Raw genomic sequence first — 13,009 nt, forward strand, 5'->3', positions numbered from 1 at the left:
CGATGCTGGCGGGCATGAAAGGCCTCTACGCACTCAAGCCCTGGTACGCGGCGCGGTTGGCGGGACTGCGCCGGGTGCTCGTCGCCCACGGCGTCTCGCCCGACGCCCTGACCTGGTCCGGTGTGCTGTTCGGCGCTGCTGCGGGCGGCGCCGTCGCGCTGCTGCCCGCCGGGCCATTCGCGGGGGCCGCCGTCGCCGTGCTGCTCGCCGCGCGGCTGGCCTGCGCGAACCTCGACGGCGGGGTCGCGCGGGACAGCGGGCGGATGACCCGCAACGGCGCCGTGCGCAATGAGCTCGGCGACCGCCTCGCCGAGTTCGCCGTCCTCGCGGGGTGCCTGGCGGTCGCCCCCGCGGGGTGGGTGCTGGGCGCCGCCGCGGCGGCGACCCTGCCGTCCTGGATCGCCCTGGCGGGCGCGGCAGCGGGGGCGCCGCGCCCGCAGGGCGGCCCGGTCGGCAAGACCGAGCGGTGCCTGCTCCTGGTGGTCCTCGCCGCGGTGCCGGGGGCAGCGGTGCCGGTGCTCGCCGCGATCGCGGCCGGGTCGGTGCTCACGGCGGGGTGGCGGCTGGTGCGGGTCACGCGCGCGCTGCGCGTCCTCGACCAGTGCGCCGGCCGGCGGGACGCGGGGGAGCAGGCGGCGCGATCGGCCGGTACCGGCCACGGCGGTGCGGCATGAGCGCGATCGTGGACGCCGCCCCGTTCGTCGCCGGGGCCCTGGGCGCCGGCGGTATCGGCGTGTGGGTGTCGCGGCGCCGCGAACTCGTCCGGCGCTGGTGCACCTGGGCGCTGATCGCGCCGGTCGTGGGCGGGGCGCTGTACTTCGGCGCGGCCGGTGCCGCGCTGCTCGCCGCGGCGCTCGGGATCGTCGCCGCCGCCGAGTACGGCAGGCTGTTCGGCCTTTCCGCCGCGCAGAAGGCGGTCGTCGCCGCGGCGGCCGCCGGGCTGCCGCTCGCGGCATGGCTCGCGCCGGGCGGCATGTGGCGGCTTGCCGCGGCGGCGGTGCTGGCCGCGGCGATCGTCCCCGTTCTGGCGGGCGACACCGAGGGCGGGGCCCGGCGGGCGGCGGCCGGCGTCTTCGGCGTCGCCTGGCTGGGCGGGCTCAGCGGCCTCGTCCTGCTCGGCGAGCACGCGTTCGCGCTGTGCGTGGCGGTCGCCGTCGCGGACGTCGGAGCGTGGTGCGGCGGACGGTTCCTCGGCGGGCCGCCGCTGTCACCGCTGTCGCCCGCCAAACGGTGGGGCGGCGTGCTGGGCGGGGCCATCGCCGGGACGGCGGCGCTGGCCCTGCTCGGCGCATTCACCCCCGGCCTGGTGATCGCGGTCGCGGTCGCGGTGCCGCTCGGCGACCTGCTGGAGTCCATGCTCAAGCGCGGCGCCGGGGTGAAGGACACGGGGACGTGGCTGCCGGGGTTCGGCGGCCTTTTGGACCGGCTGGACTCGCTGCTGCTCGCGCTGCCCGTGGCCATGGTGCTGTCGTGAGCGGGCGGGGGCGCCGCGGCGGGGCCGGGACGGCAGCGGGATGCGGCGGCCGGGCCGGGACGGAGCCGGGACACCGACGAAAGGAGCAGGAGATGTGCGCGATATGCGTACGGAAGGCCATCAGGACCCCCCGCGCGGGCGGGGCGGCGCACGGGGCGACGCCATGATCGGGGCGCGTGTGCGGCGCGCGCTCTGGCGCGCGGTCCTCCGGTCGACCGGCGGCTTCCGGGTCGAAGGCGGGATCCCGGACGGCCCGTGCGTCGTGGTCGCCAACCACTCCTCGCACGCCGACACGGTGGCGCTGCTCGCGGCGCTGCCCGCCCGCTCGCGGCCCAAGGCCGCCGCTGCGGCCGACTACTGGTTCGGCGCCCCGCTGCGCGAATGGGCCGGCCGGTCGCTCGTGGGGGTCTTCCCCGTGCGCAGGGGCGGGGGCGGCAGCGCCGATCTGCTGAGCGCCGCCGACCTCCTCGGCGCCGGGCACGCCGTGATCGTCTACCCCGAAGGCACCCGGTCGCGCGATGGCGCGGTCGGCCGCTTCCACTCCGGCGCGGCGCGGCTCGCGGCGCAGGCGGGGGTGCCGCTGGTGCCCGCCGCCATCACCGGGACGCGGACCCTGCTGCCCGTCGGCGGCGGGCTGCGCCGCTCCCCGGTGGCCGTGCGGTTCGGCACCCCCGCCGACGGGATCGAGCAGTCCCGGCGGCAGATCACGGCCGCCCTCGGCACGGCCGCCGGCCGCGGGCGCCGCGACGTCCGGCACCACAGCGGTCCCCACCCGGCCGGTGCCGAGCCGGCGCCTCGGCACGCGCCTCCCCGCCGCGCCCGAGTCCCGGCCCAGGCGAAGACCGCCATCCCGACCTCGACCCCGACCCATGGGTAGTGGCGGTGTCGCCGCGGGCGCCACCGGCGGGGCCTGGAAACCTGCGCCCGCGCGCTCGAATAGGAGCGGTCTCTTCCTAATTGCTGCCTAGAGTGCGTGTGACGCACCGGATCGCTGATGAGGAGTCCCGATGGCAGCAGAGGCGCGAACCACGCTCGACCGCCGCGCGTTGAACCGTGCCGTGCTGGCGCGGCAGCTGCTGCTCGAGCGCTCTTCGATGCCGGTGGCGGCGGCGGTCGAACACCTCGGCGGCCTTCAGGCGCAGACCCCGCACTCCTGGTACGCCGGACTGTTCGGCAGGCTCAACGGGGTCACCACCGAGGGGATCGCGGCCCGGCTCAGCGGCCGCGAACTCGTGCGCATCGCGCTCATGCGCTCCACGATCCACCTGGTCACCGCGCGCGACTGCCACCGGTTGCGCCCGCTGGTGGAGCCGGTCCACGAGCGCAGCCTCGCCGGCAACTTCGGCCGCAACCTCTCGGGGGTGGACCGGGCGGAGCTCGTCGCGGCGGGGCGCGCCCTGCTCGAAGCGGAGCCGCTGACCTTCAACGCGCTGGGCGGTCGCCTCGCCGAGACGTGGCCCGACAACGACGCCCACTCCCTCTCCCAGGCCGCGCGCACCTGGATCCCACTCGTCCAGGTGCCGCCGCGCGGACTCTGGGGGCGCAGCGGGCCCGCCGCCCACGTCCCCGCCGAGCACTGGCTCGGGCGGCCGGACGAGGACCCTTTCGACCTGGCCGACCTGGTCCGTCGCTACCTCGGCGCGTTCGGACCGGCGAGCGTCAAGGACGCACAGGTGTGGTCGGGCCTGACCCGGCTTTCGGCGGTGTTCGAGCGCCTGCGGCCGGAACTGGCCGTGTTCGCCGACGAGAACGGCCGCGAACTGTTCGACCTGCCCGAGGCGCCCCGTCCCGGCGCCGACACCCCCGCCCCCGTGCGCTTCCTCTACGACTACGACAACCTGCTGCTCTCCCACGCCGACCGCACCCGGGTCCAGGGCGACAACCGGGTCGCCCGCTTCTTCACCAAGCACGGCCCGGTGCCGGGCACCGTGCTGATCGACGGGTTCACCGGAGCCGTGTGGACGGTCGAGCGTGCCCGCGGCACCGCTGTCCTGAACGTCATCACGCCGGACGCCCTCCTGCCGGCGCGCGACGCTGATGCGGTCGCCGCGGAAGGCGCCGCGCTGCTGCGCTTCATCGCCCCGGACGCGGCCCACGACGTCCGGTTCGACGTGGACGTTCCCGTGCATCCGAAACGGTCCGGCGCCTGAGACCGTCGCCGCGCCATCCCGCCGGCCTTAGGAGCGCGGCGCGCCCGGCGCGGCCCGACGCCAACGGTGCCGCGTCCCCGGGTGGCCCCGCTATGGCGCCGACCGAACGGGCACGGCACGCTGGACACCGCGATACCGACACGAAGGAGTGCCCATGGGGACGACGGAGCAGGTGGGGATCGACAGCGAGGCGGACCTGCGCGAACTCATCGGTGAACCGCTGCCGCGGGTCGCCGCGAAGGCCCGCCCCGCGCTCACCGACCTCGACCGGCAGTGGCTGGCACAGTCGCCGTTCTGCCTGGTGGCGACGTCCGACGCCGACGGCAACTGCGATGTGTCGCCCAAGGGCGACCCCGCCGGCTTCACCATGGTGCTGGACGACGCCACGATCGCGGTCCCCGAGCGCCCCGGCAACCGGCGCGCCGACGGCTACCGCAACATCCTCGCCAACCCGCACGTCGGGCTGCTGTACATGATCCCGGGGCGGGGCGACACCCTCCGCGTCAACGGCAGGGCGCGGCTGGTCCGCGACGCCCCGTTCTTCGACGCGATGATCGTGAAGGGGCACCGGCCGATCCTCGCCATGGTCATCGAGATCGACGAGGTGTTCCACCACTGCGCGAAGGCGTTCCTCCGTTCCGAGCTGTGGCGGCCCGAGACGTGGAACCCCGGCGGCATCCCGTCGCGGGCCCGCATCGCCAAGAGCCTCGACGCACCCGAGGTCCCCCTGGAGCAGCTGGAGGAGTACTACGGCCCGGCCTACGCCGAGAAGCTGTACTAGCCACCGGCGCGCCGATCCGCTAGGGAGTGTTTAGAAAGTGCTTTCGGGTCAGCGAGCGGCCGTCCAGGCGCCGCGTCGCAAGCCGATTCACGAAGTTCAGCCTGGTTGGCTGTTCGAGTGACATCGGTGCCGCGAGGCGGTGTCTGGTGGCCGCGAGCCCGAAATGACTTTTTAAACACGACCTAGTCCGGGGCGGCCGTCGAGTCGAGGCCGCCGTTGTCGTCGCGCGGGCGCGGCGCCGCGGCGGGGCGGTCGCCCGGGCCGCCGAGGTCGACCCCGCCGGTCAGGAGCCCGTGCAGGCGCAGGGCCAATTGCAGCTCCAGCGCCCGCGCCGGCTCCTGCCAGTCGGGGCCGAGCAGCAGGCCGATGCGGTCCAGCCGCTGCGCCACCGTGTTCACGTGGACGTGCAGCGCGTCCTTCGCGCGGGCCGGGCTGGCGCCGCACGCGAAGTAGGCGCGCAGAGTCCGCACCAGGGCGGTGTCGCGCCGGGCGTCGTAGTCGAGCAGGGGACCCAGGGTCGCGGTGACGAACCCGTCGACGTCGCGGTCCTCGCCCAGCAGCAGGCCGAGGAAGCCGAGGTCGCCGGGTGCCGCGACCTCGCCCGCGCGGCCCAGTGAGCGCAGGGTCTGGAGGCAGCGGCGCGCCTCGGCGAAGCAGCGGCGGAACGACGCCAGACCGTCGCTGGGACCGGCCGCGCCCGCCGTCACCGGCCCGTTCGCCGCGGCCGCGAGGTCGGCCGCCGCCCTGCGGGCGATCGGGGCCGGCGCCGAACCCGGCAGGATCAGCACGGTCGAGCCGGCCCGCGTGCCGGCCAGCCCGCCGGACGTCTCCGCGATGTGCATCGCCGCCGAGCGCAGCCGCGCCGCGTCGCCGTCGCCCGCTTCGGCGACAACGACGACGTTCGCGATGTCGAGGTCGGCGCTCAGCCGGGCGGCGCGCCGCCGCAGCGACGCGGGGGCCCGGTCGGGGTAGTCGATCAGCTCGTCCAGCAGGTCGCCGCGGACCCGGTGCTCGGCCTCGTTCGCCGACCGGCGCATCAGCAGCAGCAGGGCCGTCACCATCGCCGCGCGTTCCAGGATTCGCTGGTCGGCGTCGTCCAGTTCGGCGCCGGTGTGCGTGAGCGTCCCCAGCGGTTCGGGCCCCGCGGCAGCGGCGGCGATCCAGCCGCCGTCCGTCCGCACGGCGCGCCCCCGCGCCAGAGCGGCGCGCACCGCCGCGGCCCGCTCGGGCTCGGCAGCGGGGACACCGCCCTCGACGATGTCGACCGTTCCGCCGAGCACGCCGCTCACGGCCGCTGCGACCTCCTCGATCCCGCCCCCGCGCAGCACCAGGTCGGTGAGCCGGTCGTGGGCCTCTGCCGCGCGCTCGACGGCGGAGCTGTGCTCGGTCAGCCGCCGGTTGACGCTGTTGAGCTCGCTGAGCGCGGTACGGGTGTCGTCGATGAGGTTCGCGCTGTCGATGGCGATCGCCGCGTGCGTCGCGAGGGAGCCCAGCAGCGCGATCTCGGTGCGGGCGAACGGGCGCTCGCGCCGGTCGGCGGCGAAGAGCACGCCGATGACCTGCCCGTTCAACTGCAACGGGACGCCGAGGATCGCCACCAGGCCCTCCTCCCGCACCCCGCCGTCGATGTTCTCGGTGTGCGTGAAACGGGTGTCCGTCAGGTAGTTGGAGGTGACATAGGGGTGCACGGTCTGCGCGACCAGGCCGCCCAGCCCTTCACCCGCGCCGAGGCGCAGCTGCTGGAAGCGCGCCGACACCGAGCCTGATGTCACCCGCATGACGGTGTCGCCCCGCCCGGACGCCGGGTCGCTCAGGGACAGGTACGCGGTGTCGGTGCCCAGCAGGTTGCGGGCGCGGTCGACAATGGCGTGCAGCACCTGGTCGAGGTTGCGCATCCCGGCGAGGTCGTTGGCCGTCTCGAACAGCGCGCTGAGCTCGGACTCGCGGCGCCGCCGGTCCGCCAGGACGGTGCGCACCCGCAGGGCCAGCACCTTCGCCTGCTCCAGCGCGGCGAGCGCCGCCGGGTCGCCGCCGCCCGCCCTGGCCTCCACCAGCGGACGCTCGTACTCGACCGCGGGCGCGTCGCGCAGCAGCAGTTCCAGGAACTGCCGTTGCGCGTGGCCCGCGTCGGCGGGGTCCGGTCCGGTCAACTCGCGTTCCACGCCCCGTCGATCGTCAGTGAGGCCCCGTTGATGAAGGAGGCGTCGGGCCCGCAGAGGTAGGCCACCATGGCGGCGACCTCGCGGGGCTCGATCAGCCGCTTGATGGGGCTGCGGGCCAGCAGCACGCGCTCCTCGACCTCCTCGGGGCCGATGCCGTGCGTGTCGGCCTGCTCGGCGATCTGGCGCTCGACCAGCGGGGTCCGGACGTAGCCGGGGTTGACGCAGTTGGAGGTCACCCCGTGCGGTGCGCCCTCGACCGCCACGACCTTGGAGAACCCCTCAAGGCCGTGCTTGGCGGTGACGTAGGCCGACTTGTACGGCGAGGCGCGCAGCCCGTGCACCGAGGACACGTTGACGATGCGGCCCCAGCCCTGGGCGTACATGTGCGGCAGCGCGCCGCGCACGATGCGGAACGGCGCCTCGACCATCAGCCGCAAGATCAGCGAGAACCGTTCGGGCGGGAAGTCCTGCACCGGGGCGACGGTCTGGACGCCCGCGTTGTTCACGATGATGTCGGCGTGCACGGCGACCTCGGCCGCGGCGTCGAGGTCGGTGAGGTCCACGACGTGCGCGCGCCCGGTCCCGGCGGCGGCGAGCGCGCGCACCGCGCCGCCGTCGCGGTCGACCAGGAGGACGTCGGCCCCCGCGGCGCTCAGCGTGTGCGCGCACGCCCGGCCGATCCCGCTCCCCGCACCGGTGACCACGGCGGTCCGGCCGGTCAGCGAACCGTTGGCGGGGACCGGCGGGCCGGGCGGTGCGTCGCGCGTCGTCATGCGCCCAATCTACGATCGGCGCCCGGCGCGGCCGGATGGCGCCGCCCCCCATAACCGCGGCCCGCGTCATGTGCCGCGCTCCCATGCCCGCCGACCGGCGGCCGCATCAGGGCCGGGCCGCGCCCGCCGCCGGGCCCGGGCCGCCCGCTGGCGGTGCCCGGTCGGCCGTGCTCCGCGCCGCCGGCCGCCCCCATGTGCCGGATGCCCACAGGGGCGGCCGCGTGCATGGGTCCGTCGGACATGGCCCGGATCACCTTCGCTGCCTAGCGTGTGCGGCAACAACGGCCTGCTCCGCGTCCCCCCGACGAAACGGTGACCCACATGGCAGCCCCTGAGCCCCGCACCCCGTTCTTCCGGGTCGTGCTGTCGAGCCTCATCGGCACCACGATCGAGTGGTACGACTTCTTCCTGTACGGCTCCGCCGCGGCCCTGGTGTTCAACGCGGTGTTCTTCCCCGAGTCCGACCCGCTCGTCGGCACCCTGCTCGCGTTCGGCACCTACGCGATCGGCTTCATCGCGCGTCCCATCGGCGGCCTGGTGTTCGGCCACTTCGGCGACCGGGTGGGCCGCAAGCAGCTGCTGATCATCAGCCTGCTGATGATGGGCATCGCGACGTTCGCCATCGGGCTGCTGCCTACCTACGCCGCCATCGGGACGGCGGCCCCGATCCTGCTCACCACGCTGCGGCTGATCCAGGGCTTCGCGCTGGGCGGCGAATGGGGCGGTGCCGTGCTGCTCGTCTCCGAGCACGGCAGCGACCGGCACCGCGGCTTCTGGGCGTCGTGGCCGCAGGCCGGGGTCCCCTGCGGCAACCTCCTCGCGACAGCGGTCCTCGCCGTCCTGTCGGTGGTCCAGTCCGACGCGGACTTCGTGGCGTGGGGGTGGCGCATCCCGTTCCTGCTGTCCGGTGTGCTCGTCCTGGTGGGGCTGTACATCCGCCTCGCCGTGCACGAGTCGCAGGTGTTCAAGGACGCGGCGGCGCGCGCCGCGGCGAACCCGCGCAGCGAGACCATCCCGATCATCGACGTGATCATCCACCACTGGCGCGAGGTGCTCGTTGCCATGGGCGTGCGGATGGCCGAGAACATCTCCTACTACGTGATCACCGCGTTCATCCTGGTCTACGCCACGCAGCAGGCGGACATGGACCAAGGGGCCGTGCTCAACGCCGTCCTGCTCGCCTCGGCGGTGCATCTGGTGGTGATCCCGCTGTGGGGCGCGCTGTCGGACCGGTGGGGCCGGCGCCCCGTCATCGCGATCGGCGCGATCGGGGTCTCCGCCTGGTCGTTCGCGTTCTTCCCGCTGATCGACATCGGAACGTTCGGCTCGGTGGCGACGGCGGCGACGGTCGGGCTGGTGCTGCACGGCGCGATGTACGGCCCGCAGGCGGCGTTCTTCTCCGAACTGTTCAGCACGAGGGCGCGCTATTCGGGCGCGTCGATCGGCTACCAGCTCGCGTCGATCGTCGCGGGCGGCCTCGCGCCGCTCATCGCCACCTGGCTGCTGGCGGGCTTCGGCAGCAGCGTCCCGATCGCCGTGTACGTCACCGCCGCGGGCGCGCTCACGGTGGTCGCGGTGTGGGCGTCCCGCGAGACCCGCGGCCGCGACCTGACCACCCCCGCCGCCGAATGGGTCTCGCCGGCCCCCTGACCCTCTGAACGCCGGGCCCGGGCCGCGCCCCTGACCAAGGGCGCGGCCCGGCTTCCGCGCGCCGAGGGCGGCCCGCGGCCCGGGCGCGGCCCCCCGCCGTCCGCCCGCTGCACCGCGAGCCGCCCGGCCCGCCCGGAAACTTCCCGGATCCGGCACCAATCCGGCGGGCCCGCGGCGGCGAATGCCCGGTGTGAGTACAGAGACGAGGATCCGCCGCGCGACGCGCCGCCTGCTGCTCGGGGCCGCTGTCGGGCTGCCGGTGACGGCGCTCGCCCTCGGCGTGGCCGAGGCGGTGGCCGGGCTGCTCGACTCGCCGCAGGCGTCGCCGGTGATCGTGGTCGGCGACGCAGCGGTCGACTACAGCCCGGCTCCGCTCAAGGAGTTCGCCATCGCGGCATTCGGGCTGTACGACAAGGCGGTCCTGGTCGGCGGCATCGTCGCCGTCCTGGCCCTCTCGGCGGTGCTGCTGGGCTCGGTCGCGCTGCGCAGGCCCGCGCTGGGCCATATCGGCCTCGCCGTGTTCGCCGCAGCCGGGGTGCTCGCCGTGTTCCTGCGGCGCGACTTCGCCCCGCTCGCGGTGCTCCCGGTGCTGATCGGCGCCGCCGCCGGAGCCGGCGCGCTGGCGCTGCTCGCCGCCAGGGCGGCCCCGGCCCTCGCCGCGGCGGAGGCCCGCAAGGACAGCGCGGTGCCGCGGGCCCCCGGCCCCGGGCCCGAGGACGGCAGCGATTCGGCCGCCTCAGGCACCGCGCCCCCCTCCGGCCCGGCGCGCCGCCCACTCCTGCTGATGGGGGCCGGAGTGCTCGCGGCGGCCGCGGCCGGGGGCGGGATCGGCCGGTGGTCGCTCGCCGGATCGTCGGACGGCCGCGCCGGAGTGCGGCTGCCCGCCGCGGCGAAACCGCTGCCGCCGCTGCCGAAGGGGTCCGACCTGAAGCTCCCCGGGCTCACCCCCTTCAGCACGCCCGCGAAGGACTTCTACCGCATCGACACCGCGCTGTCGGTCCCCCGAGTCCGGCCCGACGAGTGGCTGCTGCGCGTCCACGGGCTGGTCGACCGCCCCGTCGAGCTCGACTTCGAGGAGCTGCTGAAGCGCCCCATGGTCGAAGCCGACATCACCCTGACCTGCGTCTCCAACCAGGTGGGCGGCGAGCTCGCCGGCAACACCCGCTGGCTCGGCGTGCGGCTGGACACCCTCCTGAGCGAGGCGGGCGTGCAACGGGGAGCGAACCAGATCCTCAGCACCTCGGCCGACGGCTGGACGTGCGGCACCCCCACCGAGATCACCATGGACGGCCGCGACGCGATCCTCGCCGTCGCCATGGGCGGCGAGCCGCTGACCGGCGTCCACGGTTTCCCCGTGCGCATGGTCGTGCCCGGCCTCTACGGCTTCGTCAGCGCCACCAAGTGGGTCACCGACATCAAGCTGACCCGGTTCGCCGACGAGCGCGCCTATTGGGCGCAGCGTGACTGGGCCGTCGAGGCGCCCATCAAGACCATGGCCCGCATCGACGTCCCCGGCCCGTTGGAGCGCGTCGAGCCCGGCGCCCGGACCGTGGCCGGGGTCGCCTGGGCCCAGCACCGCGGCATCGACGCGGTCGAGGTCCGGGTCGACGACGGGGAGTGGCGCGAGGCGGCGCTCGCCGAGGTCCCCGGCATCGACACGTGGCGGCAGTGGACCTGGGACTGGCGGGCCGAACCGGGCCGCCACACCCTGCGGGTCCGCGCCACCGACGCGTCCGGCCGCACCCAGACCGCCGGGCGCGCCGAGCCGATCCCCAACGGGGCGAGCGGCCACCACTCCGTGCAGGTCCTCGTCGAGTGACCTGACCGAACCGCGGCGTCCCCGCCCTGGGGCCGCCGGACGACCCGGAAGTACGACGACACAAGGAGCGATTGCCATGACCGCAAGCACCGCGCAGAAACTGATGCTGATCCCGGCCGCCGCGACCCTCGCATTCGGGCTCGCCGCCTGTGGTGGCGGCGGTTCCGAAGGCGGCGGGGAGAAGGACGCCTCCCCTGCCGCCGACAAGAGCTCGGAGGCCGACGGCGGCAAGGCGGCGATGGACGAGCCGTTCGGCCCCGCCTGCGCCGATGTCCCCGCCGACGGCGCCGGGAGCTTCGACGGCATGGCGCAGGACCCGGTGGCGACCGCAGCGGGGAACAACCCCGAACTGTCGACACTGGTCGACGCGGTGGGCAAGGCCGAGCTCGGCGACACGCTGAACAGCGCCGAGGACATCACCGTGTTCGCGCCCGCGAACGCCGCGTTCGAGAAGGTCCCGGAGAAGGACCTGAACGCGCTGCTCGACGACAAGGAAATGCTCACCGAGGTCCTCACCTACCACGTGGTGGAGGGCAAGCAGACCCCGGCCGACCTGGAGAAGGGCGACTTCACCAGCCTCCAGGGTGAGAAGGTGGCGACGTCGGGGTCCGGCGAGGACTTCAAGGTCAACGACGAGGCGTCCGTCGCCTGCGGCAACGTCCAGACCTCGAACGCCACTGTGTACATCATCGACTCCGTGCTGATGCCGCCGGAGAAGTGACGGCAGGGCGCCGGCGCGTCCCCGCGTCCGCGCGGGGACGCCGGCTCCACAGGGCGTCCGGGCGGGCCCTGCCGATGATGCGGGCCCGTCCGGACTCATGGTGCTGTGGCTGGGGAGAAGAGTGGGATGGACGATCGATTCGCCGAACGCCGGGCCGATGTGCCCGCAGCGGAGCCGGCGCCGCCGCCGGCGCTCGCGGATCTGCTGCGGCAGGTCGCGCGTGGCGACGAGCGCGCCTTCGAGGACGTCTACGGGCAGGTGAGCCCGTCGGTGTTCGGCCTGGTCCGCAGGGTCCTGCGCGACCCCGCCCAGTCCGAGGAGGTCGCGCAGGAGGTGCTGGTCGAGGTCTGGCGCAGCGCGTGCCGCTACGATCCGGACCGCGGCAGCGCGCACGCCTGGGTCCTGACCCTCGCGCACCGGCGCGCCGTCGACCGGGTCCGCTCCGAGCAGGCGGGAACGGACCGCGAGGCGCGCGCGGCGGCGGCCGAGGCCACGACGCCCTATGACGAGGTGGCGGAGGAGGCGACGGACCGGCTGGAACGGGAACGGGTCCGGCGCTGCCTCGAATCGCTCACCGAACTGCAACGGCAGTCGGTCAAGCTCGCCTACTACGGTGGATACACCTATCGCGACGTCGCCCGGCTGCTCACCGTGCCGCTGGGAACCGTGAAGACCCGTATGCGCGATGGCCTCATCCGCCTGCGCGATTGCCTGGGGGTGGAGTGGTGAAGCGGAGACTCCGCCAGGATCTGCACACGCTTGCGGGTCCCTACGCGCTCAACGCACTGCCGGAGGATGAACTGCGGCGGTTCGAGGAGCACCTCGCCCACTGCGACGCCTGCGTCCAGGAGGTGCGGGGCCTCGTCGAGACCACGGCGGTGCTGGGGTCCGCGGCGGCGACCACCCCGCCCGAGGAGATGCGGCGCCGAATTCTCGCCGAGGTCGCGCGCACCCGGCAGCTCACACCGGCACCCGAACCCGTGTTCATCACCCGTTCCGGATGGCGGCAGAAGGCCCTGGTCGTCGCGCTCGCGGCGAGCGTCGTCGCCGCGCTCGCGCTCGGCGGCTTCGCCTACCGCCTCGCCCAGCAGGTCGAGGAGCTGCGGCGGGACCAGAGCGCCGTCGCCGCCGTCATGGCGGCGCCCGACGCGGAGTTCAACGGGGCCGAACTCGACAACGGGGTCTCGGCGACCGTGGTGTCCTCGGGACAGCGGGGTGAACTGGTGTTCAGCGCCGAAGGGCTGCGGCCCGTCGAGGGCAGGGACTACCAGCTCTGGCTGCTCGACGGCGAGGGCGACCCGCGGTCCGGCGGGCTGGTCCGGCTGCGCGCCGACGGCGCGACGACCCCGCTGCTCGCGACGGGGCTCGGCGACGCCGAGGACGTCGCGGTGACCATCGAACCCGCCGGGGGCTCGCCCGCGCCCACCGCCGACCCCATCATGGCGATGCCCCTGAACGCCTGACCACTGCGGAGGAGAC

Annotated in this window: 12 protein-coding genes; 10 read left to right on the forward strand and 2 right to left on the reverse strand. The window is 74.8% G+C overall.

From position 1 onward, the window contains the following. The first annotated feature begins 14 nt into the window (after positions 1–14). From CLV63_RS30140 to CLV63_RS30160, 5 genes are all read left to right on the forward strand, one after another. Positions 15–674, forward strand: a complete 660-nt coding sequence (locus CLV63_RS30140) for a CDP-alcohol phosphatidyltransferase family protein (RefSeq protein WP_245929198.1) — start codon at positions 15–17, stop codon at positions 672–674. After that, complete coding sequence (locus tag CLV63_RS30145; RefSeq protein WP_106586638.1) at positions 671–1,474, forward strand: phosphatidate cytidylyltransferase; 804 nt, start codon at positions 671–673, stop codon at positions 1,472–1,474. The genes CLV63_RS30140 and CLV63_RS30145 overlap by 4 nt, the downstream gene beginning before the upstream one ends. Before the next feature lie 163 nt (positions 1,475–1,637). Beyond that, positions 1,638–2,351 (forward strand): lysophospholipid acyltransferase family protein, encoded by a 714-nt coding sequence (locus tag CLV63_RS30150; protein WP_106586672.1) that lies wholly within the window; start codon positions 1,638–1,640, stop codon positions 2,349–2,351. A 130-nt stretch (positions 2,352–2,481) separates the two neighbouring features. Beyond that, positions 2,482–3,624 carry a winged helix DNA-binding domain-containing protein gene (locus CLV63_RS30155; protein WP_106586639.1) on the forward strand — a complete coding sequence of 381 codons (1,143 nt, stop codon included), beginning with the start codon at positions 2,482–2,484 and terminating at the stop codon, positions 3,622–3,624. Positions 3,625–3,778: 154 nt separating this feature from the next. Continuing rightward, on the forward strand, positions 3,779–4,405 hold the full coding sequence (locus tag CLV63_RS30160) for a pyridoxamine 5'-phosphate oxidase family protein (RefSeq protein ID WP_106586640.1): 627 nt from the start codon (positions 3,779–3,781) through the stop codon (positions 4,403–4,405). A gap of 182 nt (positions 4,406–4,587) precedes the next feature. Here the strand turns inward: CLV63_RS30160 and CLV63_RS30165 are convergent, their stop codons facing one another. After that, complete coding sequence (locus tag CLV63_RS30165; protein ID WP_106586641.1) at positions 4,588–6,567, reverse strand: helix-turn-helix domain-containing protein; 1,980 nt, start codon at positions 6,565–6,567, stop codon at positions 4,588–4,590. Next, positions 6,552–7,340 (reverse strand): 3-hydroxybutyrate dehydrogenase, encoded by a 789-nt coding sequence (locus CLV63_RS30170; protein WP_106586642.1) that lies wholly within the window; start codon positions 7,338–7,340, stop codon positions 6,552–6,554. The genes CLV63_RS30165 and CLV63_RS30170 overlap by 16 nt, the downstream gene beginning before the upstream one ends. Before the next feature lie 321 nt (positions 7,341–7,661). Between CLV63_RS30170 and CLV63_RS30175 the strand changes: the two genes are divergently transcribed. The 5 genes from CLV63_RS30175 (at position 7,662) to CLV63_RS30195 (ending at position 12,993) form a co-directional block, all read left to right on the forward strand. Continuing rightward, complete coding sequence (locus CLV63_RS30175; protein ID WP_106586643.1) at positions 7,662–8,990, forward strand: MFS transporter; 1,329 nt, start codon at positions 7,662–7,664, stop codon at positions 8,988–8,990. A gap of 181 nt (positions 8,991–9,171) precedes the next feature. Next, positions 9,172–10,809 (forward strand): molybdopterin-dependent oxidoreductase, encoded by a 1,638-nt coding sequence (locus CLV63_RS30180; RefSeq protein WP_106586644.1) that lies wholly within the window; start codon positions 9,172–9,174, stop codon positions 10,807–10,809. Between the two features lie 76 nt (positions 10,810–10,885). After that, complete coding sequence (locus CLV63_RS30185) at positions 10,886–11,530, forward strand: fasciclin domain-containing protein (protein WP_106586645.1); 645 nt, start codon at positions 10,886–10,888, stop codon at positions 11,528–11,530. Between the two features lie 126 nt (positions 11,531–11,656). Beyond that, entirely contained in the window at positions 11,657–12,259 is a 603-nt protein-coding gene (gene sigK / locus CLV63_RS30190) for an ECF RNA polymerase sigma factor SigK (RefSeq protein ID WP_106586646.1), read from the forward strand. Further along, positions 12,256–12,993: an anti-sigma factor gene (locus tag CLV63_RS30195; RefSeq protein WP_106586647.1), complete on the forward strand. Its 738-nt coding sequence runs from the start codon at positions 12,256–12,258 to the stop codon at positions 12,991–12,993. The genes sigK and CLV63_RS30195 overlap by 4 nt, the downstream gene beginning before the upstream one ends. The last annotated feature ends 16 nt before the right edge of the window (positions 12,994–13,009 follow it).

Origin of the sequence: Murinocardiopsis flavida (genome assembly GCF_003014485.1) — a bacterium.
Lineage (GTDB): Bacteria > Actinomycetota > Actinomycetes > Streptosporangiales > Streptosporangiaceae > Murinocardiopsis > Murinocardiopsis flavida.